This window comes from Campylobacter sp. IFREMER_LSEM_CL1085, from assembly GCF_025772235.1.
GTDB lineage: Bacteria > Campylobacterota > Campylobacteria > Campylobacterales > Campylobacteraceae > Campylobacter_D > Campylobacter_D lari_D.
In genome coordinates, this window is sequence record NZ_JAKMRU010000005.1 from 39920 (window position 1) to 66640 (window position 26721).

Here is a 26721-nt window from a genome sequence, read left to right on the forward strand (position 1 = left end):
TAGCTAAAAGACTATTTGCGATATAAAATAAGCACTCACAACAGCACCAATAATTAAAGCAAAACCTGGTCTTAAATAAGAGTGATTGATCACAAATTTTCCTATTTTTGTTGTGCCTGTTCTATCAAAAGCCACACAAGCTATTTGATTAGCTCCTGGTACTATAAAATCTCCACTCACGCAAGGATAAAGCACGATAAGAATTTGAGGAGGAATTCCCAAACTCACGCCCAAGGGCATCAAAGCAGCTACTGTTGCAGCTGGAGAAAAAATCACCATAGAAAAGGCAAATAAAGCTACACCAAATAAATACGGATAATCTTCTACAATATGTGATAAAGAATCACTAAATAAAGGCTTGTAAGCTTCAAAAAATGTCCCTGTCATCCAAGCTATACCAAAAACCCCTACAACGCCTATAAGTCCTGATTTAAATACAGAAGCTTCACCAAGTTTATTAGCAGGAACTTTAGCAAAAAGCATAATTAAACAAGCTGTTGCAAGCATGATCATTTGAATTAAATTTGGGGTAGAAAGTCTTTCTATTTTACCATTTGCAAGCTCATAGTGAGGTAACAAATTTGTAAAAGTCCCAAAGAAAATAATGGTTAAAATCCCCAAAGCAAATATTAATAAAGCTCTTTTTACTTTAGGATCTGTTTCTTGTTTATCTTCTTGTTTATCTTGAGTTAAAAACTGATATTCCCCTGCTCTTACTCTTCTTTGAAATTCCTCATCTTGCTCAAGCTCTTTTCCTCTTTTAAAAACGCTCAAACAAGCACATATAACACCAATTAAAAATGCTGGCATTACCACAGCTAATATTTGAACAAGTCCTACACCACTAATGGCTAAAATGGCTACCATACCTGCAGTGGCTGCACTCATAGGAGAAGCTACCACTGCAATACCTGCTGCTATAACTGAAACTGAAAGTGGTCTTTCAGGACGAATTTTAGCTTGAGCAGCTACTTCAGCAATCACTGGATAAATAGAAAAAGCCACATAAGTAGTACCACAAAATATTGTAAATGTGGATGTGATTAATGGGCCCATAAAAACAATAGCTTGAGGTTTTTTCTTTAATGCTTTTTCAGCTATTTTTACTAGCAAATCAAGCCCGCCTGCGCTTTGCAAAACACTCACGCAAGTAATCACAGCAAGTATAATAAACACAACACTCACAGGAAGTGAAGCTGGTTGCATACCAAAAACTAACACCAAAATACACATACCAAGCCCACCTGCAACCCCAAGTCCTATACCACCATATCTACCACCTATGGCTATCATAGAAAAAATAATAAAAAGTTGAAGTATAAAAATAATATCCATCTAATCTTCGCCCTTATTGTTTATTTTTTACATTTATCCAACAATTCTTTTGCATGTTCAATTTGCTCTAATACAACTTTAGTTCCTGTACCACCATAAGAAAGTCTTGCGTCTATACAAGTTTCTAAAGCAATTGCTTCATAAATATCTTCTTGGATATTTTCATTAAATTGATGGAATTCTTCCATGCTAAGCTCTTCAAGCATTTTTCCGTGTTTAATACAATAATTCACAGCTGAACCTACTATACTATGAGCTTCTCTAAATGGTATATTTTTTCTTACTAAATAATCAGCCATATCTGTGGCATTTGAAAATCCTTTTGCAGCTGCTGCTCTTGTATTATTAGCATTTACTTGCATTTTTTCTATCATAGGAGTTATAATTTTTAAACTTGCCATTAAAGTATCCATAGAATCATAAACTTGAGCCTTATCTTCACTCATATCAGTATTATAAGCTAATGGAATACCTTTCATAATAGTTAGCATTGCCATAACATTACCATACATTCTACCTGTCTTACCACGCATTTTTTCAGCTACATCAGGATTTTTCTTTTGAGGCATTATGCTTGAACCGGTACAAAAATCATCACTTAATTCTATAAATTTAAAATCTTGACTTGAAAAAAGTATAAGCTCTTCACAAAAACGACTAAGGTGCATGAAACACATTGCAGCAATAGCAGTAAATTCAACCATGTGATCTCTATCACTTACACTATCAATGCTATTTTCTGTTGGTTTAGTAAAGCCTAGTTCTTTGGCACAAAAATGTCTGTCTATATTAAATGTAGTTCCACCAAGTGCAGCTGCTCCCAAAGGACACTCATTCATTCTTTTATATAAATCCTCAAAACGAGAATAATCCCTACTTAACATCCAAAAATACGCCATAATCCAATGTGAAAAAAGCACTGGCTGGCCCGTTTGTAAATGCGTATAACCTGGCATAATAGCTTTGATATTTTTTTGAGCTTGATGGACGATTTCTTCTTGCAAAGTAGTAATTTGAGTTAATACTTCTTTAATAACTGCTCTCATATGAATTTTTGAATCAAGAGTAGTTTGGTCATTTCTACTTCTTGCGGTGTGAAGTTTTCCACCTACTGGACCTACGATTTGTGTCATTCTTTTTTCTACAGCCATATGAATATCCTCATCAGCTATATCAAAAACAAAGGTTCCATTTTGAATTTCTTCTCTAACTTGTTCTAAGCCCTTAATGATAGTTTTTGCTTCATCTTCTTTTATAATACCTTGTTTTGCAAGCATGGTGCAGTGAATTATACTACCTTGTATATCAAAAGGAGCAAGTCTTGGCTCAACTGGTAGTGAAGCAGTATATTCTTCAACTAATTTATTTGTAGGTAAATCAAAACGCCCACCCCATAATTTTTCTGTTTTGTTAGACATTTGTTATCCTTTCATTAAAAAATTAGGGGTAATTTTATTTGAATTTATTTTAATTTAGCTTAAATTTTTCATTTCTATAATAAAAAATTTTAAAAATTTATAATTTAATAATAGAATTTTTTAATAATTTTAAATAAATAAAATATATTTTTAATATATTATAAATTTTTAACTATTTTTTGAAAATTTTTAATACACTAAAAGCTATTTTTTTAAGAAAACTTTTTTTAGAATTCTTTGTTAAAAACTCTACTATATCTCTATGCCCAAACATCAATGCAAAAGTAAAAGGTGTCATACCAAGACCATTGTTTTCATCAATATTTGCTCTATGTTCTACCAAAAGCTTACACATAGGTAAATATCCTTTAAAACACACCCCTGCTAATGGAGTTTGTCCTCTATCATTTTTCTCATCTACCCTAGCATTATTTTCTAGTAAAAACTTAGCACATTCATAAGCATTATGATAACTTGCAAGCATTAAAAGACTATCGCCTTTATGATTTTTTAAATTCACACTCAAACCTGCTTCTATCATAATCTTTAAATTTTGTAAATCATTTTGTCTTGCGTAATCAAAAGCCATAGTGCAAAGCTCTTGAATTCTTTTTTCTTCTTCATTACTAAACATATTTTTCCTTTATAATCTTTAGTTTGCCACTTTTAAAGTGGCAAGTAAAAATTACATTTTCAAAGCTTTTTTAACGCCATTTGCATATTCACTTGAAATTTTTTCAAAATGACTTAATGCTCTAGCAATAATTTTTTCATCAACCCCACTCATAGAAGCAGCGATATTTTTAAATAATTGCTCTTTTTGATCTTGATTCATTATATCAAACAAGGCTCTTGGTTGGGTATAAAAATCATTATCAAGTGGAGCATATCTTTGCGCATTACCTTCAAGTGCTAAGTCAGGCTCTAGGTAATTTTTATCTTCTTTTGGACTATCATCATAACTATTTGGTTCATAATAAGCAAGGCCATTTTTGTAAGTGTCAAAATTCATAGCACCTGCTACATTATAAGTATTTACTTCACTTTTTGCACGATTAACTGGTAATAAATGATAATTTGTCCCTATGCGATATCTGTGTGCGTCAGGATAAGAAAAAATTCTAGCTTGCAACATTTTATCAGGACTAAAACTAATACCAGGAACAATATTGCTTGGACTAAATGCAGCTTGTTCTACTTCATTAAAGTAATTTTGTACATTTTTATTAAGTACTAATTCGCCTACTTCAATTAAAGGCACAATACTATGTGGCCAAACTTTAGTTAAATCAAAAGGATTAAAACCTAATTTTTCTGCTTCATCTTCTTTTAAAACTTGAATTTGGAAAGTCCATTTTGGAAAATCTCCTTTTTCAATAGCTTCATATAAATCTCTTTGATGACTTTCTCTATCATTTGCTATTAAATTTGCCGCTTCTTCGTTGGTTAAATTTTTAATACCTTGCTTGGTTTTAAAATGAAATTTCACCCAAAATCTTTCGTTTTTATCATTAATCAAACTATAAGTGTGACTTCCAAAACCATGCATATGACGATAGCTTGCAGGAATTCCTCTATCACTCATTAAAATAGTAACTTGATGTAAGCTTTCAGGACAAAGGCTCCAAAAATCCCATGCAGCATTATTGCTTCTTAAATGAGTTCTTGGATCTCTTTTTTGAGTGTGGATAAAATCAGGAAATTTATATGCATCTCTTATAAAAAATGTCGGAGTATTATTACCTACTAAATCCCAATTTCCTTCTTTAGTATAAAATTTAATAGCAAAACCTCTTACATCTCTTTCTGCATCAGCTGCACCTGCTTCGCCTGCAACGGTTGAAAATCTTATAAATAAAGGTGTATTTTCTCCAAGCTGTAAAACTTTTGCCTTGGTGTATTGAGAAATATCTTTAGTGATTTTAAGCTCTCCATAAGCACCGCTCCCTTTTGCATGAACAGTTCTTTCTGGAATTCTTTCTCTATTTTGATGGGCAAGTTTTTCTAACAAAATATAATCTTGCATTAAAAGTGGACCCTTAGCACCTGCGCTTAATGAATTTTGATTATCGGCTATGATGTTTCCGAAATCATTGGTTAGTTTTTTCATCTTTTCTCCTTTTTATAAATAATAATTTTTATTATTTGATAAATTATATCCCTATATTATTAAAATAAAATTAAACAATAAAAATTATTATTTTTGAAAAAATAATCTTTTTTTAAGCATAATTATTTTTATTTTGTATTAAAATTGTTGAAAAATAAGAATAAGTACTCTTATTTTAAATATTTTTACTACAAAATTAATAAAACAAGGAGAGTTTAATGGATAAAGAAACAAGAACTTACTATATTAAATTAGTGAAATTTCTTGCTGATGCTTTGGGAAGAAATTATGAAATAGTTTTGCATGATGTAAGTGAAGATGGTACTAATATAGCAGAAATAGCTAATAATCATATTAGCAAAAGAACTATAAATTCACCTCTAACAGGCTTTGCTATTGAAATGATTAAAAACAAAATCTATTTAGAGCGTGATTATATAACACATTATAAAACTTCAGCTAAAAGCTCACAAGTAATGTCAGGCTCTACTTTTTTTATTAAAAAAGATGAAAAACTTGAAGGTTTGCTTTGTATTAATCATGATACTTCAGCATTTAAAAAAATCTCTGATGAAATTTTAAATCTTGGAAATATTTATGATAATTCTTATGAAAGTCCTGAACAAGAAAATAAAGAATACATAAAACTTGATTTAGAAGAAATCGTTGAAGATATTACGGGGATAGATATTGAAAGTTTTAAAAATAAAAGTTTAAAACCAAAGGAAAAACAAAAAATGATAGCTAGCTTATATGAAAAAGGCGTATTTAATGTAAAAGGTGTTATTCCTAAAGTTGCGGAGCTTTTAAATATTTCAGAACCTAGTGTTTATAGACATTTACAAAAGATTAAATAATCATAATTTAAAAAAAATATAATTTTTGATACAATAACATTTTAAAATTTTATAAAAGGAAAAATATGGCTGATGATATGATGGATGAACAAGGTGAATCAAAGAAAAAAGGCGGGAATACTTTAGTAATCATTATCGTTGTATTTTTATTTGTATTTTTACTTGTTATTGTAGGAGCAATTGCTTATCTAATGTTTAGTGGTGGCTCTGAAGAAAATCCTACCCCGCAAACCGAAGAAAGCGCACAAGTTGCACAAGCTCCTAAAAAAACAAATGCAGTAGCAGCTAGAGGGAGTGATTATGCAAATATTGGCGTGATGTATCCTTTAGCACCTTTTACGCTAAATTTATTAAGTGATGGTGGATCAAGATATGTAAAATGCACCATTCAACTTGAACAAAATGTTGAAACATTAACTCCTGAACTTGATAAAAAAGTTGCTATTATTAGAGATATTATCATTAGAACTTTAACATCAAAAACCTTTGAAGAAGTAAGCACTACAAAGGGTAAAGAAAGATTAAAAGATGAATTAACCGGCAAGATCAATGAAGTTTTAACTGATGGTTTTATCAAAAATATTTATTTTACCGACTTTGTAGTATCTTAATGATAGGCTGTGACATAGTCGTATGCTCTCGCATAGAAAAAATTTATGAAAGACATAAAACACTTTTCTTGGATAAATTTTTGTCCAAGAAAGAGCAAAGTTATATAAAAAATACCAACACTCTAGCCGGATTTTGGGCTATTAAAGAAGCTGCCTCTAAGGCTTTGGGGGTTGGAATTTCTAAAGAATGTTCTTTTTTTGACATCATCATCTCTAAGGATGATAAAAATGCTCCACACATTAGTTTTTCTCAAAAAGTCATGCAAGAATTCAAAATTAAATCAGCAAGTGTAAGCGTAGCACATGATGGGGGTTTTGCTATAGCAGTAGTAGCTATAGAAACTAAGCAAGGTTAAAACCTTGCTTACATATAAAGCCCGCCATTGACTTTTAAAATCTCTCCTGTGATATAAGAAGAATGATCACTTAATAAAAATGCCACAGCTTGAGCTACTTCACTAGCATCTGCAAAACGCTTTAAAGGGATATTGTTAATATAATTTTGTTTAATCTCATCACTTAAAACTTCAGTCATATCACTTTTTATAAAACCTGGGGTAATGCAGTTATATCTTATATTTCTTGCTGCACCTTCTTTAGCAAAAGATTTTGTTAGAGCTATCATACCGCCTTTACTAGCACTATAATTAGTTTGACCTGCATTTCCCATTTCTCCAACTATAGAAGCGATATTTACAACCGCGCCAAAACGCTTTTTACTCATAGTTTTTAATGCCTCTCTACAACCTAAAAAGCTTGAATTTAAATTAGCATTAATCACTGAAGAAAAATCATCCATACTCATTCTAAGCGCTAATTTATCATTAGTAATACCTGCATTATTAACTAAATAACTAAGCTCACCATCACTTTCTACTATAGTTGCAATAGCGCTTGTAAATTCTTCTTCAACACTTGCATCAAATTTAATCACAGCCGCACAACCACCACTTTTTTCTATCTCTTCTTTTAGTGCATCAGCAAGTTCAGGCTTACTTCTATAATTAATCCAAACTTTTAAGCCATAACTTGCTAATTCTTTGGCTATTGCTGCACCTATACCTTTACTTGCACCTGTTATTAAAACATTTTTTCCACTAAATTTCATTGTTCTCCTTTAAATTAAAATAAAGCCTCATCCATTTCTTTTGGGATAGGTAAGTTTAAAATTTTAAGCACACTTGGTGCTATATTACTAAGCCCCATGCCTTCTTTAAGCTTTTCTACTCCTTTAGCTTCGACAAAAGCAAAAACATCAAAGGTTGTGTGATTAGTGAGCATATTTTCTTTTTCATCCCTCATCGCTTCACAGTTTCCATGATCTGAAGTAATAATAAAAGCATAATCATGCTCTCTTGCTTTAGCAATAACCCTACCTAAACACTCATCTACACATTCAACCGCACTAATCGCAGCTTCAAAATCACCCGTATGTCCTACCATATCACCATTTGCAAAATTTACTACGATAAAATCCATACCACTTTCTATACCCTTAAGCACCTCATCTGTGACTTCTTTAGCACTCATTTGAGGTTTTTCATCGTATGTTTTTACTTTAGGACTTGGAATTAAAATTCTTGTTTCATTGCATTCTAATTCTTCTTTTCCCCCATTAAAGAAAAAGGTTACATGAGCGTATTTTTCTGTTTCAGCTGTGTGAAGTTGGCTTAAATTTGCATTAGCTATCACAGAAGCTAAAGTATTATTTAATTCTTCTTTTTCAAACATCACAGGTAGTTTAAAACTCTCATCATACAAACTCATAGTAATGGCATTTTTTATAAGCACTTCTTTTGGAAATTCATTAAAGCTTTCTTGGGTTAAAGAAGCGACTAATTGACGCATTCTATCATTTCTAAAATTGATAAAAATCACACCATCTTCAGCCTTAATTCCATCAAAGTTTTGACTAATAACTGGGGTTAAAAACTCATCTGTGATATTTTCATCATAGTTTTTTTGTATAAATTGCATAAAATCATCACACTTTGGTGCCTTAGCAAATAAAGCATCATAATAAGACTTAACCCTATCATAGCGCTTATCTCTATCCATAGCATAAAATCTTCCCGATAAAGAAGCAAAATTAACCCCTTCTTTTTCGCAAAATTCCTGTAAAGATTTTATAAATTCTAAACCCGAATTTGGAGGACAATCCCTACCATCACTAATTGCATGTGCAAAAACTTCTTTATTTTCTTGCTTACAAATTTTTAAAAGTGCATTAAAATGTGTATGCATAGAATGCACCCCGCCATCACTATAAAGCCCTATAATATGCGCTCTTTTGCATTTTTGCAACAATTCTTTTAAAGCCTTATTGTCTTTTAAAGTGTCATTTTCTATGGCTTTATTTATCTTGACTAAATTTTGATAGATTATGCGTCCACTACCTATACACATATGCCCTACTTCGCTATTACCCATTTGACCTTCAGGTAAGCCAACTGCCAAGCCACTTGTTTTTATCAAAACATTAGGGGTATTTTCAAAAAGCTTATCATAAGTTGGCTTTTTAGCATGAAAAAAAGCATTATAGTTTGAATTTGTATTATGTCCTATACCATCTGTGATTATCAAAATACATTTTTGACTCATTTTTTACTCTTTTTTATAATTTATTTATGTGATTTTACTAAAATTATGCTTTTAAAAAACAAATACAAGGTTAAAATTTTGTTTTATCTTACAGAATATACAAATTATATGTTTTTTTCTTATATTAGCGTGCGTGCTGGTTTTGCATTTTTTATTGCTTTGTTTTTGAGTTTGTATTTAATGCCAAAATTTATCAAATGGGCTCAAAACAAAAAAGCAAATCAACCTATTTATGAATACGCTCCACAATCACACCAAGCTAAATCTCATACCCCTACTATGGGTGGGCTTGTTTTTATCTTTGCTACTATCATAGCAAGTGTTTTAAGTGCTGATTTAAATAATAGTTTTGTAATCGTTGGATTATTATGTTTAGTATTATTTTGCACTATAGGCTTAGTTGATGATTTGGGGAAAATTTTAAAAAAAGACAATCACGCAGGATTAAGCCCAAAAATGAAACTTCTAGGACAATTTAGCGCTGCTTTTATTTGTGTTGGATTATTATATTTATTTGATATAAATACTGAATTTTATTTACCTTTTTACAAACATGCTATTTTTGATGGTGGTATGTTTATGTTGTTTTTATGGATTTTAGTTATTGTATCAAGCTCTAATGCTGTAAATTTAACCGATGGGCTTGATGGTCTTGCAACCGTGCCTTCTATATTTTCTCTTTTAAGTCTTGGTGCTTTTTTGTATTTAAGTGGAAATGCTATTTATAGTTCTTATTTATTCTTACCTAAAATTCAAGGTCTAGGAGAACTTGTGGTATTAAGCGCGGCTTTAGTTGGTGCGCTTATGGGATTTTTGTGGTATAACTGCTATCCTGCACAAGTTTTTATGGGAGATAGTGGGAGTTTAAGCATAGGGGCGTTTTTAGGCTATCTTGGTATAGTAAGTAAAAATGAAATTTTGCTTTTGCTTATAGGTTTTGTATTTGTTTTAGAAACTATTTCAGTGATTTTACAAGTAGGAAGTTTTAAAATCTTTAATAAAAGAGTATTTAAAATGGCACCTATTCATCATCATTTTGAAAAAATAGGCTGGGTGGAAAATAAAATCATCGTGCGTTTTTGGATGATAGCCTTACTTGCAAATATCATTGCATTAATTAGTATAAAGTTAAGATAATGAAAATTTCACTTTTTGGATACGGAAAAACAACTAAAGCTTTTGCGCAGCGTTTTGGAAATTGCGATATTTATGATGATCATTTTGCAAGTATAAGTAAAGATGAATTTAACAATACACTTTTACCGCCTTGTGAATTTAATCCTTTAAAAAGTGACTTAGAAATTCCAAGTCCTGGCTTTCCAAATGATCATTCTCTCATACGGCAAGCAAAAAATTTAAGCAGTGAGTATGATTTTTTTTATGATGGCATGCCAAAAAGTGTTTGGATAAGCGGAACAAATGGCAAAACCACCACCACCCAAATGACACATCATCTTTTAAAACACATCAATGCACAAATGGGAGCAAACATAGGAACTCCTTTAGTACAAATGGATATTAGTGCTAAATTATGGATTTTAGAAAGTTCATCTTTTTCGCTTTTTTACACCAAAGTAGCTAAACCTGAAATTTATGCACTTTTACCTATCACGCCCGATCATCTTTCTTGGCACAAAAGCTTTGAAAATTATGAGCAAGCCAAGCTTAGCGTGCTTGAAAGAATGAATGAAAATGATGTGGTAATTTTACCTAAAAAATATGAGGCTTATCCAACTCATGCTTATGTTATAAGCTATGAAGATGAGCAAGATTTAGCTAAAAAAATGCAAATTGATTTAGAAAAAATTCATTTTAAAACCCCATTTTTGCTTGATGCTCTTATTGCCTTAAGTATAGAAAAAATCATACTAGATCGTTGCTCTTATGAGCTTTTAAACGAGTTTAAGATAGAAAAAAACAAACTTGAAGAAATATTTGATCATAAAAATAGACTTTGGGTAAATGATACTAAAGCAACTAATCTTGATGCTAGTTTAGCTGCTCTTAAACGCTATAAGGATAAAAAAATTCATCTTATCATAGGTGGGGATGATAAGGGAGTGGATTTAAGCGCTTTATTTGTTTTTATGAAAGAGCTTGATATAGAGCTTTATGCCATAGGAAAAAGCACCAATAAAATACTTGATTATGCTAAAAATGCTAATTTAAAAGCACATTTTTGTGAGTTTTTACCTAAAGCGGTAGAAAAAATCAATCAAAACTTAACTAATGATGAAGTAGCCCTACTAAGCCCTGCTTGTGCAAGCTTAGATCAGTTTAAGTCTTATGAAGAAAGAGGAGAACTTTTTAAAAAATGTATTCAAGAATTAAGCTAAATCTTTTTGAATGCAAAATTTTAAAAACTCACATAAATTTATAAATTTATTGCTTGGTTCTTTATTTTTATGATAAATCAAGCAAAGCTCTCTTGAAATTTTAAAATTTTTTAATCTTACTTCAAATAAACTTTTAGCTTCGAGCTCTTCTTTAACACTAAATTTAGGTAAAACTGCTAAAAATTTACCTTTTTTAGTCAACTCTTTTATCATAGCAGTTGAGTTTAACTCATAAACCAAATTAAGCTTTACATCTTTAGGCAAAGCATTTAAAAACACTTCTTTTGCACCTGAACCTTGCTCACGACTTAGCCATTTAAAATCCTTTAATTCATCTATGAAAAATTCTTTTTTGAAGTCATTTTTACTCACCACAATAAGCTCATCATCACAAATTTTAATCTTTTTTATATCCTTATCTTTGCAAATACCTTCAATTAAACCTATATCGATTTCTTTATCTAAAATATCTTTGATGATATTTTGACTATTATCCAAAGACAAATTTAACTTGATATTTTCCGCCTTTTGATCTAAAAAAGTTCCTAGTAAATAAGTGCCTACATTTTGACTAACTTTCATACTTATTTCATAGCTTTGATCATCTTGCATTGCTTTTTCTATGCGTTCAAATTCTAAAATCAAAGGAGTAATTTGTTTTAAAAAAACCTTTCCTTTTTCATTTAAGCTTAAAAATTTAGCATTTCTATCAAAAAGCTTGGTGTTTAAACTTTTTTCAAGTTCAAATATAGCTAAAGACAAAGCAGATTGAGTTATATTTAATTCTTTAGTACAAGCTCTTAAATTTAAATTTCTACACAAGGCTTGAAAATATTTTATTTGTTTAAAAGTCATAAGCACTCTTTTGATAAATATTTTTAATCATTATATCAAATAAAATTAATTTTACTTATCACAAAAAAATCATTAAGATTACAAAAAACAAAAAAAGGAAAAATTCATGCATAAAAATATATATAAACATAGAAAATTTGAAGCTTTTTTACTGCTTTTTACTCTTGCTTTTTGTGCTTTTGCTATTTCTGAGCTTAATTTTTTTAAAAATCTTGGAATTTCAGCTTTAATCATAGCCGTGATTTTAGGAGCTTTAATAGGAAATTTAGCTCATCAAAATGCAAATTTACTCAAAAAATCAGGAGTTTTAGGCATAGCAACAAAAGAAATTTTAAGACTTGGAATTATACTTTATGGTTTTAGAATTACTTTTAATGATTTAGAAAAAGTTGGATTAAATGGGATTTTGCTAGCATTTTTAGTGGTATTTTCTACCTTTTTTATAGGGCTTTTGTTAGGAAAATTATTCAAACTTGATCTTAAAGAAAGCATACTTATAAGTAGTGGCTCAAGCATTTGTGGAGCAGCTGCTGTGATGGCTAGTGAAAGCATTGTTAAAGGTGGCTCTGCTAAAGTTGGCGTAGCAGTTTGCACTGTGGTTGTGTTTGGAACTTTAGGGATGTTTTTATATCCTTTGGCTTGGAATTTAGGTTGGTTTGATTTTTTTAATTTAAAGCAAATGGGGTATTTCATGGGAGCAAGCTTGCATGAAGTTGCACATGCTGTTGCAGCAGGTGAAGCTGTAAAAGCAGGAGATGGTGCTGTCATAGAAAAAATGATGCGTGTTTTAATGCTAGTGCCTTTTTTGATTTTCTTAAGTCTTTTTTCATTGAAATTTCTAAGTAAAAATAATGAAAAAATCTCCATTAAAGCAAATATTCCTTATTTTGCTTTGTGGTTTTTATTTGCATGCGGTATTAGCTCACTTGAAATATTAAATACAGATTTTGCGCTTAACTATATAAAACCAAGCATACAAACTATAGACACACTTTTGCTTTCTATGGCTATGGTAGCTTTAGGAGTAAATATCCATAAAAATGTTTTAAAAAATGCAGGTTTTAAACCATTTTTAATGGCATTTTTTCTTTTTATATGGTTAATCTTTATATCAATTAGTTTTATTTTATTATTAAATTTATAAATACATGAAAATTCTTCATGTATTTATTTTATAATCTTTAATCAAAATAGATTAATGTTAGCGAATTAACAATAAAGGTTTTTTAGCCTTAGTTAAAATATCATTTGTCAAACTACCAAATAAAATACTTTTTACCCAGTGATGTGAGTAAGCCCCCATAATCAATAAATCTATATCATTTTGCTCACCAAAATCAAATAAAGCTTGAGTAATCTCTCCACTTAAATGCTGTGTTTGCACATTTAAATTTGCTTCTTTAAAAATTTGACCTACTTGAGCTAATAACTCACAAGAAGCTTTTTCATCTTTAGAAACATTTACTACATAACGCTTTGCTTCTTTAAAAATAGGTCTTTTAATGGCTTGTTCTATGGCCTTTTTAGCTAAATTACTCCCATCATAAGCCATCATTACACTTTTAATCTCTTTAAAAGCAGAATTTACAAGCAAAATAGGCACATTTAAAGCTCTTACTAATTCTTCTGTATGAATACCTATTTTGTTTTTCTTACCTCCGCCTTTTAAACCTGCTATGGCTAATCTTATTTGATCATTGTATTCTTTTAAAACCTCTTCTAAATCTCCATCTCTTTGCACACTAAAGCATTCTTTTACGCCTTGTTCTTTTGCGTAAGCACAAAATTCTTCTAAAATTCTTTGCCCTTTTTTGCAAAGATTTTCATTTTTTTGACTTTGCTCTTCTACTAAATCTTCAATCACACATCCACTAGCGCCTATGCCAAAACTACAAGCTAATTCAGCATTAGTAAAATTTGGTTCTATAGTATATAAAAACATTAAAGGCAAATCTAGCTTTTTAGCTAAATACACCCCATAATGCAAACTTTCCCTACAAGGCTCTAAAACATCTACACAAACTAGAATTTTTTCCATTTAATATCCTTTTGTAGTATCAATCTTGCGCTTTTTGCGCTATTAAAACACCTTCTATGATTTTTTTAATATCTCCATCTAAGATATTATCAACCTGTGAAAAAGCTTCATTTGAGCGTGTATCTTTAACTTGTTGATAAGGAAAAAGTACATAAGAACGGATTTGATGACCCCAACCTATCTCACTTTTTTCGCTTGAATTTGCTTCATCTTGTTGTTTCATAAGCTCAAGCTCATAAAGGCGTGATTTTAACATTTTAAAGGCTGTGGCTTTGTTTTTGTGTTGGCTTCTATCGTTTTGACATTGCACTACTATACCACTTGGCATATGAGTTATGCGCACTGCTGATTCAGTTTTATTAACATGCTGTCCACCCGCTCCGCTTGCTCTATAATAATCAATCCTTATATCTTTTTCTTCAATTTCTATTTCAATATCATCATCAAGTTCAGGTGAAACCATCACACTAGAAAAACTCGTATGGCGACGCCCTGCACTATCAAATGGAGAAGTTCTTACTAAACGATGAATGCCATTTTCAGCTTTTAAATACCCATAAGCATTTTCACCTTTTACTAAAAAGCTAACATCTTTAAGCCCTGCTTCTTCGCCTTCTTGAAAGTCAAGTGTTTCCACTTTAAAACCTTCTCTTTCACAAAATCTCAAATACATCCTATAAAGCATGCTAGCCCAGTCATTACTCTCCGTTCCACCTGCTCCTGGGTGAATAGAAACTATGGCATTTTTACCATCATTTTCTCCACTTAAAAGCATAGAAATTTCAAGATTTACAATAAGATCTTCTAGCTTGTTTGCATCTTCAAATAAAGCTTCTATAGTATCTAAGTCATTTTCACTATTAGCAAGATCAAAAAGCTCGCTTGCATCATTTAAAGCATTATTTGCATTTTCATAATTTTTAAGTAAATTTGAAATTTTAGTTTTTTCTTTACCTATAACGCCTGCTTGTTTTACATCACTCCAAAAAGAAGGGGAATTTTCTAAATTTTCTATTTCTTTTAATCTTGTTTTTATCTCTTCAGGCTTAATAATAGAAGCGATATTTCCAACTTTGTTTTTTAATTTTTTTAAAAGTTCGCTGTATTCGTAATTATCCATAAAAATTTTCTTTCTAATTTTGATATAATTTAATCTTATAATTTTAGCAAAAAATAAAACATTTAAAGTGAGAAATATGCCAAAACTTTTTTTAATATCTTTAGGTTGTAATAAAAATTTAGTTGATAGCGAAATCATGCTTGGAAGATTAAGTGATTATGAAATTTGTGATGAGCCAAGCTTAGCTGATGTTTTGATTGTAAATACCTGTGGCTTTATAGATAGTGCTAAAAAAGAAAGCATAAATGCGATTTTAGACTTACACGAGCAAAGAAAAAAAGATTCATTGTTAGTTGTAACAGGATGTTTAATGCAACGCTACCGCGAGGAATTAATGAAAGAACTACCTGAAGTTGATCTTTTTACCGGTGTGGGAGATTATGAAAAAATTGATGAAATGATACTTAAAAAAACTAATCTTTTTTCAAATTCTACTTACTTGCAAGATAAAAATACCAATCGTGTAATCACAGGATCAAACTATCATGCTTTTATCAAAATAGCTGAAGGGTGCAATCAAAAATGTTCATTTTGCGCTATACCAAGTTTTAAAGGCAAACTTAAATCAAGAAGCTTAGAAAGTATTATAAATGAAGTAAAAGAGCTTGTTAAAAAAGGCTATAAAGACTTTTCTTTTATTGCTCAAGATACAAGTTCGTATTTGTTTGATCAAGGTCAAAAAGATGGACTTTTAAAGCTTATTGAAGCTATAGAAAATATCCAAGGTGTAAAGGCTGCTAGAATTTTATATCTATATCCAACAAGTATTAGCAAAGAAGTGATAGAAAAAATCATTCAATCAAAAGTTTTTGTAAATTATTTTGATATGCCTTTACAACACATCAGTGATAATATGCTTAAAATCATGAAACGCGGAGCTAACAAAGCTAAATTAATCGAGCTTTTAAATTTAATGAAACAAGCCCCAAATTCATTTTTACGCACAGGTTTTATAGTAGGACACCCAGGAGAGAGTGATGAGGACTTTGAAGAATTATGCGCTTTTATAAAAGAATTTGGTTTTGATAGAATTAGTGTTTTTGCTTATTCTAAAGAAGAAGATACCGCAGCTTTTGAAATGGAACAAATTCCTAATAAAATCATCAATGCAAGATTAAAAGTGATAGAAAAAATTGTTGATGAGTGTATAGAAAAAAGCTTTAATCAACAAGTTGGTAAAAAAACCTTAGCATTTTGTGAAGGTCAAAGCTCTGAAGGAGAATTTTTCATCGGTGCAAAAGATTTGCGTTGGGATAGAAATATTGATGGAGAAATTCTCATCAATGAAAGTGATTGTGGAGATTTAGAAATGGGCGAGCTTTATGAGTGTGAAATCACGCAGAGCTTAGATAAAAAACTCATTGCAAAAGCCTTAAGAAAGTTTGATGATTGATAGCAAATATTTAAATCATTTAAAGCAAGGGAAAAATCTTTTAGCATTTTCTCACGGGAGTGATTCTAGTGCTTTATTTTTCATGCTTTTAGAAAAAAATATAGATTTTGATCTTGCTTTTATAAACTACAAAACTCGCAAAAATAGCGATAAAGAAGAGCAAAGTGCTAAAGAATTAGCCAAGTATTTTCATAAAAAAATTTACATCAAAACCGCACCCAAGATAACAAAAAATTTCGAAGCCCATGCAAGAGCTTTGCGTTATGAATTTTTTGAAGAACTTTGCAAAAACCACTCTTATGATAATCTTTTACTAGCTCATCATTTAAATGATAAACTAGAATGGTTTTTAATGCAATTTTCCAAAGGCGCAGGACTTAGAGAATTACTTGGTTTTAAAGATATTGAAAAAAGAAAATATTTTACCATCATAAGACCCTTGCTTGAAATTCCAAAAGAAGAAATTTCAAACTACCTAAAAAACAACAATATCGCTTATTTTCATGATGAGAGTAATGACAATGAAAAATATTTTAGAAATTTCATACGCAAAAAATTTGCTAATGAGTTTTTAAAGCTTTATCCAAATGGAGTAAAAAAGAGCTTTAAATACCTAGAAAAAGACTTAAAAGAAGAAAATATTTGTGAATTTAAAAATATTTACATTACTCATAAAGATGAAAGTTTAATCGCAAAATGTTTTAAAAAACTTGGAGTACTTTTAAGTGCTAAACAAAGACAAGAAACTTTAAAAGGCGATGGAGTAATTTCGCATAAAATAGGCATTGTTTACATACAAGAAAAAGTTTTGATTTTTCCTTTTGTAAGTTGTGAGAAAATGCCAAAAGAATTTAAAGAAATTTATAGAAAAGCAAAAATCCCTAAACTCTTAAGAGCATATTTATACACAAAAAATATTGATGTAAAAGAACTTATGCAAGCTCTTTTATGATTTCTTCAAAAAGTTCTTTTACTCTTGTTTCTAAAAAGTCTTTAAATTCAGCACTTGTAGCTTCAGCACGCATGATAAGATATGGACTTGTATTAGAAGCACGCAAAAGCGCCCAGCCTTCTTTAAAGGTAATTCTAACTCCGTCAATTTCATTACAATCAAGCACATTTTCAAAAGCATTTGCTTTTACTTTTTCTTTAAATTTTTCTATGATTTGAAATTTATTTTCTTCACTAACCTTAAGCTTAATCTCTTCACTTGCATAAAGTTTTGGTAATTCTTTAACTAATTTTTCTATATCAAAACCATTTACTAAAAGCTCTAAAGTTCTTAAAAATGCATAAATTCCATCATCATAACCAAAATATCTATCTTTAAAGAAAATATGCCCACTAAGCTCTGCTGCTATATCGATATTTTGCTCTTTCATCATTTTTTTAATATTAGAATGTCCAGTCTTACCCATCATGATAAAACCAAATTTAGCTACCTCATCAAAAAGGTTTTTAGAGCATTTTACTTCACCTAAAACTCTAGGATTTTTTATATTTTTAGCAAATAAATAGCAAAGCTCATCGCCCTTAAATACATAGTCTTTACTTGCTACTACTAAACGATCCCCATCTCCGTCAAAAGCAAAGCCCATTTTTGCATTTTCATTTTCTTTTAGCGCAACTTGCAATGCGTGTAAATTTTCAAGCTCTGTTGGATCGGGCGCGTGATTTTGGAAATTTCCATCAGGATTTTCAAATAAAATTTGTGCATTAAGATTTAATTTTTCCACCAAAGGCTTTATAATCACTCCAGTAGCTCCATTTGCACAATCAATAATGATTTTTTCTTTATAGCCCTTAAGATGTGAAAAATGTTTAGCTAAAAAGTCTATGTATAAGCTTTTAATATCATAATTTTCATATCTTAAATCATCATTGATTTCAAGTTCTAAATACTCTTGCACTTTTAAAGAAAGCTTTTTCAAATCAGCACCAAAAAAACTTTCTTTATTAATCGTTATTTTAAAGCCATTGTATTCTTTTGGATTATGCGAACCTGTTATCATGATATTTGCATCAAAAATATCATCAAAAAATAAACTAAAATACCCCATAGGAGTTGGTGCTAAGCCTATATTGAAAACTTGCATATTAGCTTTATTTAAACCGCTGATTAAATAGTTAAAAAGTTCATTTGCACTATATCTTGCATCATAGCCTACGCTTACTTTCTCACAACCCCTTGATTTCATTTCTAAACCCAAAGCATAGCCTATAGCTTTTACACTTTTTTCATTTAACTCACTTGGGTAAAGCCCTCTTATATCATACTCTCTAAAAATCAAATCTAACATTTTAATCCTTTTGTCTTCTAAGTTCTAATTTTGCTTGTTTTAAACTTTCTTCTATGTTTTCATTTTTGCTTGATAAACAAAGTTTAATTTCTAACTTTACATTTTGTTCTTTAAATTCAAAACAATATTTTTGCATAAAATTTTCAAGCATTTGAAGCTTGCTTTGCACAAAGGCTATATTTTCATTTTCAAATACAATAATAAAATAATCCTTATCATCTTTAAAAACCCTAGCATGTAAAGCTTTTTTTAAAATCCTAGCAAATTCATGCATTATAAACTCGCCCATTTTTGAGTCTTTTTGATGATAAATTTCATTGATATTTTTTACTTCAATCAAGGCTAAATGAAAATTTTCAAGTCCTTGGGCATATCTTCTTAAGGCCTTTAAATTTGGCAAATTGGTTAAAGTGTCAAAAAAGGCTATTTTATAAGCTTTATACACTAAAAATCCTATCAACACCAAAGAAGCAAATTCATAATAACCCAAATCAACACTATTGTAAAATAAAAATTGCACGCTCAAGCCCATATAAGCTAGCAAAAAATGAAAATCATTATTTTTAAAATATGAAAATAATAAAAATATCATTCCTACCCAAAATACACAAAAGCTTAACTCACTAATAGGCTTAAAAAATTGCGTTGAAAGGCCGAAAATTTCACTTGTAATGCTTGCATTAAAATTAGTACTTGTGCTAAGTATTAACGCTACAAAACCCATAAAGGCTAAATACGCAAATTTAATAAAATTAATTCTTTCAAAAACAAGCTTACTATCTTGCAAAAACACAAAAAGCACAAAAGAAAAAGGTAAAAATACCGAGATAAACAAATGCGCTTGATATTCACTTGCCACTAAAGATAAAGCCCTAGCACATAAAATCAACAAAAGCAAGAAAAAAATCTTATTTTGCTTAAAAAAATAAGCTAAAAATAAAGCTAAAAATTCCAAAACAAAACTAAAAGAAGGTAAAAAAGATAATAAAACTAAACTCAATCAAATAACCTTAATTTAAAAATAATTTTAAAAATTATACAACAATTTTGAATTATTTTTTTAATACATATTATAAGTAAAATAAAAATAGAAATTAAAATAAATATGCCTGAAATATGCTTAGTAAAAAATAATGTAATTTATCTTAGATAGTTAAATTTCAAAGCAACAAATGATAACACGAAAAAACTTTTAAAATAAAACTTTATGAAATTAAAAAGCTAATAAATATATTAAAATCATTAAATTGTTTTTATTTAAATTTTGCAATTTCATCTTGTATGGTTTGATTTATCTCAAGTAGCTCTTCATAATTTTTTTTATTTTTTTCCAAAAGTTCATCAAATTTAAAGCCAAGCATAACGATGCGATATAAATTAGGTTTGTATTTTCTCCAATTATACAAAGTGCTAACATCAATATCTAATTCATATGCCATATCGCGTTTGCTCTTTTTTGCCATAAGCTACCCTAAATTTTTAAATACTTATGGGCTGATTTTACATTAAAAATTCTTTATTAAAAACAATTGAAATATTCTATGTTTTATTTAATTAATATTGATTATTTCAATATTAATTAAGCTAAATTGTGGAATAATTTAATATCATTTTTTAAAAAGGAGTTTTTTTGTGGATAAAGTGGATTCGATAGCAAACATTGCGTGGGCTATTGGTGGTGATTATGAATTAGATTTAATTGAACAAAAGCTTGGAAAATTTTCTAGCGAACAATTAAAGCAATTTGATAGTAGAATAGATAAACTAAATTTAAAAGAAGCACCAAAATTACGATTTTTAACATTTTTTTCGGTGCTTTTGGAATTGCTAGATTTATGACTGGGCGAAAAGTTGCAGGTTGGATAAGAATATTTCTTTTGGTTGCTATACTTATTCTTCCACGGATTGTGTTTAATGGACTCCAAAGTGAATTCGCAGGGATTGCATTTGTATTTGGAGGTGCAATTTTAATCGGTTTAAAAATCTTAATTATAATTTTATGGATTTGGGATATTACAAGAGCTGATGATTTGGCTTATAGTTATAATTTTGTATCAAATTATGGATTTGATACAAAATATAGAAAATGAAGATAAACAAGAATAAATAATGATGAATTTTAACGCGTTAATTACACTTCAAGGTGCAGCTAACACAGGAAAAACTGCAAGCATTTCTCGTGCATTTTTACGTACCTTAGAAAAGAAGCCTTTAATAAGATATTTTAAATATTATGAAAAAGGAGATTTTATAGCCGTAGTAGAATTTAAAGATCAATATGTGTCTTTTTGCTCAGCTGGTGATGATTTGGAACTTGTAAATAAATTTGAGCTCTTAAATAAGGAAGCTTTGGAGCAAGGTGTAAAGTGCTTCGATGTTTTTTATAGTTGCATATCGCACAAGGGGTAAAACTTGTGAAATTATAAAACAATACTTAGAGCAAAATACTCAAGCGAGAGTTAAAGAGTTTAAAAGCCTAACTAAGAGTGAGTTTTATGAGGAAAATGGGAAATTTTTACAGACAAAAATGGAGAAATATGTAGAGCAGTGTTCTGAAGAGCTTTACAAAACGATTAAATCTTTTCTTTAGTATGATATTTTAGGTTTGACTTGATTCAAGCCCTTCTTCATTCAAAAGTTTTTCGCTACAATATCTAGAAAATTCTTAAGGAAAATTATGGTAGAAGTAAAAAATCTCACTATGCGTTTTGCAAATCAACTTTTATTTGAAGATGTAAATTTAAAATTAAACCGTGGTGAAAGATATGGACTTATAGGTGCAAATGGCGCAGGAAAATCAACCTTTTTAAAAATTCTCTCAGGTGAAATAGAATCAAGCAGTGGAGAAATTTGCATAGATCCAAATTTAAAAATCGCAGTGTTAGGACAAGATCAATTTGCTTTTGAAAACTACACTATCAAAGATGCGGTAATGTGTGCAAATAAAAGATTATATGATGCACTAAAAGAAAAAGAAAAACTTTATATGAGTGAAGAATTTACTGATGAAATCAATGATAGATTAAGCGAGCTTGAAATCATAACAGCAGAAGAAGATCCAAACTATGATTGCGAACTTAGATGTGAAAAAATTCTTAGCTCTTTAAATATTAAAGATTTTAATGCTCTCATGAGTACTTTACAAAGTGCGGATAAATTTAAAGTTTTATTAGCTCAAGTATTATTTTTAGGTGCTGATGTATTATTTTTAGATGAACCTACAAACAACCTTGACTTAGAAGCTATTTCTTGGCTTGAAAATGAACTTTTAAGACATGAGGGAACTTTAGTAGTAATTAGCCATGATAGACATTTTCTAAATAAAGTTTGTACAAGAATTTTAGATGTGGATTTTAAACAAATACGCGATTTTGCTGGAAATTATGATGATTGGTATATGGCTTCAACCTTACTTGCTAAACAAGCTGAACTCAAACGCGATAAAACTTTAAAAGAAAGAGAAGAATTAGAAAATTTCATACGCCGTTTTAGCGCTAATGCTTCAAAAGCCAAACAAGCTACAAGCAGGGCTAAAGCTTTAGAAAAACTTGAACTTGAAGAGATTAAAACTTCAAGTAGGCGTGATCCTAGTATAATTTTTAGAACAAATAGAGAAATAGGAAATGAAGTTTTAGAATTAAAAGGTATTAGCAAAGCTTATGATAAAACTTTATTTGAGAATTTAGAATTAAAATTAGAAAAAGGTGATAAAATAGCCTTAATCGGAGCAAATGGTGTTGGAAAAAGCACTTTAGCTAAAATCATTGCATCAAAATTAGAACCTGATAGTGGCCACATCCACCTTGGTGCTACCATAGAAATGGGATATTTTTCACAAGATACGACAAATTTAATCAATGAAAATTTGAAACTTTATGAATGGTTAATGAGTGAAAAATTCAAAGATTTAGATGAAATTCGCAAATGTCTTGGTAGAATGCTCTTTAGCGGAAGTGATCAAGAAAAAATGGCTTCTAGCTTAAGTGGAGGTGAAAAACACCGCTTAATGCTTTCAAGATTAATGTTAGAACGCGGAAATTTCTTGCTTTTAGATGAACCGGATAATCATTTAGATCTTGAAAGTATCATTGCATTAGGTGAAGCCTTGTATAATTTCAAAGGTTGTGTGATATGCATAAGCCACGATAGAGAGCTAATTAGTGCTTTTGCTAATCGTATATGGTTTTTAGAAGATGGGAAATTAACAGACTTTAAAGGAAGTTATGACGAATTTTTAGGAGGTTTAGAATGAATTCGTTTAAGATAAAATATGCAGCTGGTTTTGGACATTTTACTCAAAATCACAGAGGTTTTGGCCCAACTATTTATGTAGAAGAAAGTATTGATTTTCAAAGTGAAAAAGATTATTTTGACTATGTTGAATTTTATGAAAAATTCAGCAAAGAAGATGATACTTATTTTCACATTTCATTTTTAGAAGATCGCCCTTTAACTTCTCAAGAATTAGAAAGTAGAAATGCTTATAGAAAACTAAGAGATGAGCGCTGTAATAAAGCTAGAGAAGAGTTTATCAAAAACAATGAAATAGAAGCTGAATACTACCCAACTCATGGTGATTAAGGAATGATTTTTGCTTGTTTTTTCCTTGTAATATTTTGAAAGGAGAAAACATGCAAGTTAACCATGATAATTTATCGGTTAAAGAGTATGGATATGGTCAAAGTAGTGCCTATAAAAGCACTCAAGGAGCTAATGAAGACTTTATGTCTTTACTTAGTCAAAACAATAGCGAAAATTTAAACGAGCAAAGTATAAAACTTGATGAGCTTTTTTCAAAAGCCATGAGTCAAGATCAATTTAGCACAGGAATTTTTAGCTCAAATATGTCAAATATTTATAATTATCGTTTTAGAGGACAAAACGAAACTCCTATGCAAGCTAATATAGAAGAAAAACAAGAGCCACAAAAAGATATGGTAAAAGATCTTTTAAATTCTTTATGAAAATGAAGTAAGCAAACGCTTACTTCCAAATAAGTCCACTAAATTCAAACTCTTTTGCAAATTTTTTAAATTCCTCTTCTTCTTTTGTATTAACACTTAAAATCAATTCAACATTTTCTTGAAATTTTTTTTCATAAGAAATGTTATTTTTATTTAAAAAATGCTCAAATCTTGCATAAAGATAAAAAGGAATGTTTAAACTTAAAATATTTTTAGCTTCAAATTCTAAAAGCATTGCATTTAAAATAGCTTCATTTGTAGCTTCACTATAAGCTCTTACAAGACCACCTGTACCAAGTTTAATCCCTCCAAAATAACGCACCACAATCACCGCACAATTAACAAGCAAAGCCCCTCTTAAGACATTCAAACAAGGCATAGCAGAAGTTCCTTTTGGCTCACCATCATCACTTTTATCTTCTATGATTTGATCAAATTCGTTTAAATACCTATAAGCATATACAAAATGCACGGCTTTTAAATGCTCATTTCTTAGCTTTTGCATTAAAGTTTGAAAATCTTCAAAAGGACATAAAAACGACAAAAAAGTTGATTTTTTGATTTCTATTTTTGCTTGATAAATTTGATCAATGGTTTTCATATTTTCCTTAATTTAGCTATAATATTTAAATAAAATTATAATCAAAACAACTTATAAAAATTTAAGGATAAACTATGCTTCAAACTTGTATTTTTCCTGCAGCAGGTTATGGTACTAGATTTTTACCTGCTACAAAAACCCTACCTAAAGAAATGCTACCTATACTAACTAAGCCTTTAATTCATTATGGTGTAGATGAGGCTTTAGAAGCTGGTATGGAAACCATGGGCTTTGTTACAGGGCGTGGAAAAAGGGCTTTGGAGGATTATTTTGATATTTCTTATGAACTTGAACACCAAATCGCAGGTACTAAAAAAGAATACCTTTTAAGTGAAATAAGAACACTCATAGATCGCTGCACTTTTACTTTTACAAGACAAAATGAAATGAAAGGCTTAGGGGATGCGGTTTTAAAAGCAAAGCCTTTAGTGCAAGATGAAGCTTTTGGAGTTATTTTAGCAGATGATTTATGTGTAAATGAAGATGGGGTAAATGTCTTAGCTCAAATGGTAAAAATTTATGAAAAATACCGCTGCTCTGTTATAGCTGTGATGGAAGTTGAAGCTGATCAAGTTTCAAACTATGGGGTTATAGCAGGAAATGCTGTGGAAGAGGATTTGATCATGGTAAATTCTATGGTAGAAAAACCTGATCCAAAAGATGCTCCAAGCAACTTAGCTATCATAGGAAGATACATTCTAACGCCTGATATTTTTGGTATTTTAGAAAATACTAAAGCAGGTAAAAACGGAGAAATTCAACTAACTGATGCATTACTTTCACAAGCAACTAATAATATGGTTTTAGCTTATAAATTTAAAGGAAAAAGGTTTGATTGTGGAAGCGTAGAAGGCTTTGTTGAGGCGACAAATTATTTTTATGAGAAAAGTAAAAATGCTAAATAATACTTTATTTTTTAAAACCCAAGATTTTAAAAAAATTACCGCTTATGCAAATAGAATGAATGATGAGTTAGAAAGTGGTGATATAGGGTATTATCACTTAGTAGATACAAGCTTTGATTTAATCAAAGAAAGTAAAGAATTTATCGCAACTAAACCTCATATAGAAAATATCGTTTTAGTAGGCATGGGTGGGTCAAGTTGCGGGGTTAAAGCTTTAAAAGAGCTTTTATTTGATCAAGTAGAAGAAAAAAAACTTTTCATTATAGATAATACTTCCTCACATACTTTTACCCAAACTATGCAAAAAATAAATCCCCAAAAAACACTTTTCATCATAGCAAGCAAATCAGGCACAACTATAGAAGTGATTTCTTTATTTAAACTCATCATTGCTCATTTTGATTTTAAAAATGAAAATTTACACAAAAATTTTGTGTTTATTACTGATTTTGAGTCAAAACTTCACAAGCTAGGAGAAGAATTAAACATAAAATGCTTTTTTATACCTAAAAATGTCGGTGGTAGATTTAGTGTTTTATCTGCCATTGGTATTGTTCCTTTGAGCTTTTGTGGCTATGATACTAAAGCCTTATTAGAAGGTGCAAAAGCTTGTTATGTGGATTTTTTTGAGAAAAAATGTGATCAAATTTTACAAAAGGCTTATCATTACTGCACACATAAAAGTGCACATATTAATGTGCTTTTTTCTTATGGGGATGCTTTTAAAGGTTTTAATGAATGGTATATTCAACTAATTGCTGAAAGTCTAGGTAAAAAACAAGGCTTTAAACGCATAGGTTTAACTCCTATTGCTTTAATTGGTGCTAGAGATCAGCATAGCTTTTTACAACTTATCATGGATGGACCCAAAGATAAAACTGTTACTTTTTTAAAAATCAAAGATAGTCAAAAATCTCCTAGTATCCCAAATATAAGCTTTAATCATTTACAAAATTGTGATTTTACTAATGAAGTTAATTTACATAATCTTTTAAACGCGCAATGCGATGCAACCATGCATGCATTAATTGCTGAAAATTTAAGTGTTGATGTAATAGAACTTGAGAAATTAGATGCTTATCACTGTGGGTATTTGATGTATTATTATGAGTTATTTACTTCTGCATGTGGCATTATGCTTGGAATTAACACTTATGATCAACCTGGCGTAGAGGTGGGAAAATTAATACTCAAAAATATATTAAGTAAATAAATTTGCTTTATTGTAAAAAAAGAGTATAATGAAAATATAATAATTATTAACATTAAAAATTATT

At 30.0% G+C, this 26721-nt stretch carries 30 protein-coding genes; 17 read left to right on the top strand and 13 right to left on the bottom strand.

The window, feature by feature from the left end; genetic code table 11:
* Positions 1-3: 3 nt before the first annotated feature.
* The 4 genes from L8W56_RS03260 to L8W56_RS03275 form a co-directional block, all read right to left on the bottom strand.
* Positions 4-1335: an anaerobic C4-dicarboxylate transporter family protein gene (locus tag L8W56_RS03260; RefSeq protein WP_220566809.1), complete on the bottom strand. Its 1332-nt coding sequence runs from the start codon at positions 1333-1335 to the stop codon at positions 4-6.
* A gap of 20 nt (positions 1336-1355) precedes the next feature.
* Positions 1356-2753, bottom strand: a complete 1398-nt coding sequence (gene argH, locus L8W56_RS03265; RefSeq protein ID WP_263659423.1) for an argininosuccinate lyase — start codon at positions 2751-2753, stop codon at positions 1356-1358.
* Positions 2754-2925: 172 nt separating this feature from the next.
* Positions 2926-3387 carry an ankyrin repeat domain-containing protein gene (locus tag L8W56_RS03270; protein ID WP_263659424.1) on the bottom strand — a complete coding sequence of 154 codons (462 nt, stop codon included), beginning with the start codon at positions 3385-3387 and terminating at the stop codon, positions 2926-2928.
* A 51-nt stretch (positions 3388-3438) separates the two neighbouring features.
* A complete protein-coding gene (locus L8W56_RS03275; protein WP_263659425.1) occupies positions 3439-4863 on the bottom strand; it encodes a catalase in 1425 nt (474 codons plus the stop codon).
* 218 nt (positions 4864-5081) lie between these two features.
* On the opposite strand from L8W56_RS03275, the gene L8W56_RS03280 reads away from it, so the two are divergent.
* The 3 genes from L8W56_RS03280 to acpS all read left to right on the top strand — a co-directional run bounded on the left by L8W56_RS03280 (position 5082) and on the right by acpS (position 6687).
* Positions 5082-5720 (top strand): transcriptional regulator, encoded by a 639-nt coding sequence (locus L8W56_RS03280; RefSeq protein ID WP_220566805.1) that lies wholly within the window; start codon positions 5082-5084, stop codon positions 5718-5720.
* 65 nt (positions 5721-5785) lie between these two features.
* A complete protein-coding gene (gene fliL / locus L8W56_RS03285; protein WP_133319594.1) occupies positions 5786-6331 on the top strand; it encodes a flagellar basal body-associated protein FliL in 546 nt (181 codons plus the stop codon).
* Positions 6331-6687: a holo-ACP synthase gene (gene acpS, locus L8W56_RS03290; protein WP_220566804.1), complete on the top strand. Its 357-nt coding sequence runs from the start codon at positions 6331-6333 to the stop codon at positions 6685-6687. Before fliL ends, acpS begins: the two co-directional genes overlap by 1 nt.
* An 8-nt stretch (positions 6688-6695) precedes the next feature.
* Here the strand turns inward: acpS and fabG are convergent, their stop codons facing one another.
* On the bottom strand, positions 6696-7439 hold the full coding sequence (gene fabG / locus L8W56_RS03295) for a 3-oxoacyl-ACP reductase FabG (protein WP_220566803.1): 744 nt from the start codon (positions 7437-7439) through the stop codon (positions 6696-6698).
* Positions 7440-7453: 14 nt separating this feature from the next.
* A complete protein-coding gene (gene gpmI / locus L8W56_RS03300; protein WP_263659426.1) occupies positions 7454-8932 on the bottom strand; it encodes a 2,3-bisphosphoglycerate-independent phosphoglycerate mutase in 1479 nt (492 codons plus the stop codon).
* A gap of 78 nt (positions 8933-9010) precedes the next feature.
* On the opposite strand from gpmI, the gene mraY reads away from it, so the two are divergent.
* Together mraY and murD are read left to right on the top strand one after the other, a co-directional pair.
* On the top strand, positions 9011-10069 hold the full coding sequence (gene mraY, locus L8W56_RS03305) for a phospho-N-acetylmuramoyl-pentapeptide-transferase (RefSeq protein WP_263659427.1): 1059 nt from the start codon (positions 9011-9013) through the stop codon (positions 10067-10069).
* Positions 10069-11268 carry a UDP-N-acetylmuramoyl-L-alanine--D-glutamate ligase gene (murD, locus tag L8W56_RS03310; RefSeq protein WP_263659428.1) on the top strand — a complete coding sequence of 400 codons (1200 nt, stop codon included), beginning with the start codon at positions 10069-10071 and terminating at the stop codon, positions 11266-11268. The genes mraY and murD overlap by 1 nt, the downstream gene beginning before the upstream one ends.
* Here murD and L8W56_RS03315 read toward each other — a convergent pair.
* The gene (locus L8W56_RS03315; protein ID WP_263659429.1) at positions 11260-12123 is read right to left on the bottom strand and encodes a LysR family transcriptional regulator; all 864 of its coding nucleotides are present in this window, start codon (positions 12121-12123) and stop codon (positions 11260-11262) included. The two genes, murD and L8W56_RS03315, sit on opposite strands and share 9 nt — an antisense overlap.
* A gap of 106 nt (positions 12124-12229) precedes the next feature.
* Here L8W56_RS03315 and L8W56_RS03320 point away from each other — a divergent pair, with 106 nt between their 5' ends.
* Positions 12230-13267: a YeiH family protein gene (locus L8W56_RS03320; protein ID WP_263659430.1), complete on the top strand. Its 1038-nt coding sequence runs from the start codon at positions 12230-12232 to the stop codon at positions 13265-13267.
* A 57-nt stretch (positions 13268-13324) separates the two neighbouring features.
* On the opposite strand, the gene L8W56_RS03325 is transcribed toward L8W56_RS03320, so the two are convergent.
* Together L8W56_RS03325 and prfB are read right to left on the bottom strand one after the other, a co-directional pair.
* Positions 13325-14161 (bottom strand): universal stress protein, encoded by an 837-nt coding sequence (locus L8W56_RS03325; RefSeq protein ID WP_263659431.1) that lies wholly within the window; start codon positions 14159-14161, stop codon positions 13325-13327.
* A 19-nt stretch (positions 14162-14180) separates the two neighbouring features.
* The gene (gene prfB, locus L8W56_RS03330; RefSeq protein ID WP_133319603.1) at positions 14181-15281 is read right to left on the bottom strand and encodes a peptide chain release factor 2; all 1101 of its coding nucleotides are present in this window, start codon (positions 15279-15281) and stop codon (positions 14181-14183) included.
* A 76-nt stretch (positions 15282-15357) separates the two neighbouring features.
* Between prfB and rimO the strand changes: the two genes are divergently transcribed.
* Both rimO and tilS read left to right on the top strand, forming a co-directional pair.
* Positions 15358-16674, top strand: a complete 1317-nt coding sequence (rimO, locus tag L8W56_RS03335) for a 30S ribosomal protein S12 methylthiotransferase RimO (RefSeq protein ID WP_220566799.1) — start codon at positions 15358-15360, stop codon at positions 16672-16674.
* Positions 16664-17626 (top strand): tRNA lysidine(34) synthetase TilS, encoded by a 963-nt coding sequence (tilS, locus tag L8W56_RS03340; RefSeq protein ID WP_263659432.1) that lies wholly within the window; start codon positions 16664-16666, stop codon positions 17624-17626. Before rimO ends, tilS begins: the two co-directional genes overlap by 11 nt.
* Here tilS and L8W56_RS03345 read toward each other — a convergent pair.
* The 3 genes from L8W56_RS03345 to L8W56_RS03355 form a co-directional block, all read right to left on the bottom strand.
* Positions 17607-18974, bottom strand: coding sequence for a phosphomannomutase/phosphoglucomutase (locus L8W56_RS03345; protein WP_263659433.1), 1368 nt, complete (start codon positions 18972-18974; stop codon positions 17607-17609). The two genes, tilS and L8W56_RS03345, sit on opposite strands and share 20 nt — an antisense overlap.
* Before the next feature lies 1 nt (position 18975).
* Entirely contained in the window at positions 18976-19974 is a 999-nt protein-coding gene (locus tag L8W56_RS03350; protein ID WP_133319607.1) for a hypothetical protein, read from the bottom strand.
* A 253-nt stretch (positions 19975-20227) separates the two neighbouring features.
* Complete coding sequence (locus L8W56_RS03355; RefSeq protein ID WP_039662706.1) at positions 20228-20437, bottom strand: hypothetical protein; 210 nt, start codon at positions 20435-20437, stop codon at positions 20228-20230.
* A 169-nt stretch (positions 20438-20606) separates the two neighbouring features.
* Here L8W56_RS03355 and L8W56_RS03360 point away from each other — a divergent pair, with 169 nt between their 5' ends.
* The 7 genes from L8W56_RS03360 (at position 20607) to L8W56_RS03390 (ending at position 23938) form a co-directional block, all read left to right on the top strand.
* Positions 20607-20813: a hypothetical protein gene (locus tag L8W56_RS03360; protein ID WP_263659434.1), complete on the top strand. Its 207-nt coding sequence runs from the start codon at positions 20607-20609 to the stop codon at positions 20811-20813.
* Complete coding sequence (locus L8W56_RS03365; protein WP_263659435.1) at positions 20810-21064, top strand: hypothetical protein; 255 nt, start codon at positions 20810-20812, stop codon at positions 21062-21064. The genes L8W56_RS03360 and L8W56_RS03365 overlap by 4 nt, the downstream gene beginning before the upstream one ends.
* Before the next feature lie 19 nt (positions 21065-21083).
* Complete coding sequence (locus tag L8W56_RS03370; RefSeq protein WP_263659436.1) at positions 21084-21383, top strand: hypothetical protein; 300 nt, start codon at positions 21084-21086, stop codon at positions 21381-21383.
* Positions 21349-21564, top strand: coding sequence for a hypothetical protein (locus tag L8W56_RS03375; RefSeq protein WP_263659437.1), 216 nt, complete (start codon positions 21349-21351; stop codon positions 21562-21564). Before L8W56_RS03370 ends, L8W56_RS03375 begins: the two co-directional genes overlap by 35 nt.
* An 87-nt stretch (positions 21565-21651) precedes the next feature.
* The gene (locus L8W56_RS03380) at positions 21652-23226 is read left to right on the top strand and encodes an ABC-F family ATP-binding cassette domain-containing protein (protein WP_220566793.1); all 1575 of its coding nucleotides are present in this window, start codon (positions 21652-21654) and stop codon (positions 23224-23226) included.
* Positions 23223-23555, top strand: a complete 333-nt coding sequence (locus L8W56_RS03385; RefSeq protein ID WP_039617462.1) for a hypothetical protein — start codon at positions 23223-23225, stop codon at positions 23553-23555. The genes L8W56_RS03380 and L8W56_RS03385 overlap by 4 nt, the downstream gene beginning before the upstream one ends.
* 50 nt (positions 23556-23605) lie before the next feature.
* A complete protein-coding gene (locus L8W56_RS03390; protein WP_039627883.1) occupies positions 23606-23938 on the top strand; it encodes a hypothetical protein in 333 nt (110 codons plus the stop codon).
* Between the two features lie 19 nt (positions 23939-23957).
* On the opposite strand, the gene L8W56_RS03395 is transcribed toward L8W56_RS03390, so the two are convergent.
* On the bottom strand, positions 23958-24539 hold the full coding sequence (locus tag L8W56_RS03395; RefSeq protein WP_263659438.1) for an IMPACT family protein: 582 nt from the start codon (positions 24537-24539) through the stop codon (positions 23958-23960).
* 74 nt (positions 24540-24613) lie between these two features.
* On the opposite strand from L8W56_RS03395, the gene galU reads away from it, so the two are divergent.
* The gene (gene galU, locus L8W56_RS03400; RefSeq protein ID WP_039667975.1) at positions 24614-25444 is read left to right on the top strand and encodes a UTP--glucose-1-phosphate uridylyltransferase GalU; all 831 of its coding nucleotides are present in this window, start codon (positions 24614-24616) and stop codon (positions 25442-25444) included.
* Positions 25434-26657, top strand: coding sequence for a glucose-6-phosphate isomerase (locus L8W56_RS03405; RefSeq protein WP_263659460.1), 1224 nt, complete (start codon positions 25434-25436; stop codon positions 26655-26657). The genes galU and L8W56_RS03405 overlap by 11 nt, the downstream gene beginning before the upstream one ends.
* Positions 26658-26721: the final 64 nt, after the last annotated feature.

Bases quoted from the DNA above. Each gene is read 5' to 3' on its own strand.
- L8W56_RS03260 (WP_220566809.1), bottom strand. From the start codon at position 1,335: ATGGATATTATTTTTATACTTCAACTTTTTATTATTTTTTCTATGATA.
- L8W56_RS03345 (WP_263659433.1), bottom strand. From the start codon at position 18,974: ATGTTAGATTTGATTTTTAGAGAGTATGATATAAGAGGGCTTTACCCA.
- fabG (WP_220566803.1), bottom strand. From the start codon at position 7,439: ATGAAATTTAGTGGAAAAAATGTTTTAATAACAGGTGCAAGTAAAGGT.
- L8W56_RS03270 (WP_263659424.1), bottom strand. From the start codon at position 3,387: ATGTTTAGTAATGAAGAAGAAAAAAGAATTCAAGAGCTTTGCACTATG.
- gpmI (WP_263659426.1), bottom strand. From the start codon at position 8,932: ATGAGTCAAAAATGTATTTTGATAATCACAGATGGTATAGGACATAAT.
- L8W56_RS03390 (WP_039627883.1), top strand. From the start codon at position 23,606: ATGCAAGTTAACCATGATAATTTATCGGTTAAAGAGTATGGATATGGT.
- L8W56_RS03320 (WP_263659430.1), top strand. From the start codon at position 12,230: ATGCATAAAAATATATATAAACATAGAAAATTTGAAGCTTTTTTACTG.
- L8W56_RS03315 (WP_263659429.1), bottom strand. From the start codon at position 12,123: ATGACTTTTAAACAAATAAAATATTTTCAAGCCTTGTGTAGAAATTTA.
- prfB (WP_133319603.1), bottom strand. From the start codon at position 15,281: ATGGATAATTACGAATACAGCGAACTTTTAAAAAAATTAAAAAACAAA.
- L8W56_RS03355 (WP_039662706.1), bottom strand. From the start codon at position 20,437: ATGGCAAAAAAGAGCAAACGCGATATGGCATATGAATTAGATATTGAT.
- L8W56_RS03385 (WP_039617462.1), top strand. From the start codon at position 23,223: ATGAATTCGTTTAAGATAAAATATGCAGCTGGTTTTGGACATTTTACT.
- L8W56_RS03365 (WP_263659435.1), top strand. From the start codon at position 20,810: ATGACTGGGCGAAAAGTTGCAGGTTGGATAAGAATATTTCTTTTGGTT.
- L8W56_RS03275 (WP_263659425.1), bottom strand. From the start codon at position 4,863: ATGAAAAAACTAACCAATGATTTCGGAAACATCATAGCCGATAATCAA.
- galU (WP_039667975.1), top strand. From the start codon at position 24,614: ATGCTTCAAACTTGTATTTTTCCTGCAGCAGGTTATGGTACTAGATTT.
- L8W56_RS03395 (WP_263659438.1), bottom strand. From the start codon at position 24,539: ATGAAAACCATTGATCAAATTTATCAAGCAAAAATAGAAATCAAAAAA.
- L8W56_RS03370 (WP_263659436.1), top strand. From the start codon at position 21,084: ATGATGAATTTTAACGCGTTAATTACACTTCAAGGTGCAGCTAACACA.
- L8W56_RS03405 (WP_263659460.1), top strand. From the start codon at position 25,434: ATGCTAAATAATACTTTATTTTTTAAAACCCAAGATTTTAAAAAAATT.
- fliL (WP_133319594.1), top strand. From the start codon at position 5,786: ATGGCTGATGATATGATGGATGAACAAGGTGAATCAAAGAAAAAAGGC.
- L8W56_RS03280 (WP_220566805.1), top strand. From the start codon at position 5,082: ATGGATAAAGAAACAAGAACTTACTATATTAAATTAGTGAAATTTCTT.
- L8W56_RS03375 (WP_263659437.1), top strand. From the start codon at position 21,349: ATGTTTTTTATAGTTGCATATCGCACAAGGGGTAAAACTTGTGAAATT.
- acpS (WP_220566804.1), top strand. From the start codon at position 6,331: ATGATAGGCTGTGACATAGTCGTATGCTCTCGCATAGAAAAAATTTAT.
- L8W56_RS03380 (WP_220566793.1), top strand. From the start codon at position 21,652: ATGGTAGAAGTAAAAAATCTCACTATGCGTTTTGCAAATCAACTTTTA.
- murD (WP_263659428.1), top strand. From the start codon at position 10,069: ATGAAAATTTCACTTTTTGGATACGGAAAAACAACTAAAGCTTTTGCG.
- argH (WP_263659423.1), bottom strand. From the start codon at position 2,753: ATGTCTAACAAAACAGAAAAATTATGGGGTGGGCGTTTTGATTTACCT.
- rimO (WP_220566799.1), top strand. From the start codon at position 15,358: ATGCCAAAACTTTTTTTAATATCTTTAGGTTGTAATAAAAATTTAGTT.
- L8W56_RS03325 (WP_263659431.1), bottom strand. From the start codon at position 14,161: ATGGAAAAAATTCTAGTTTGTGTAGATGTTTTAGAGCCTTGTAGGGAA.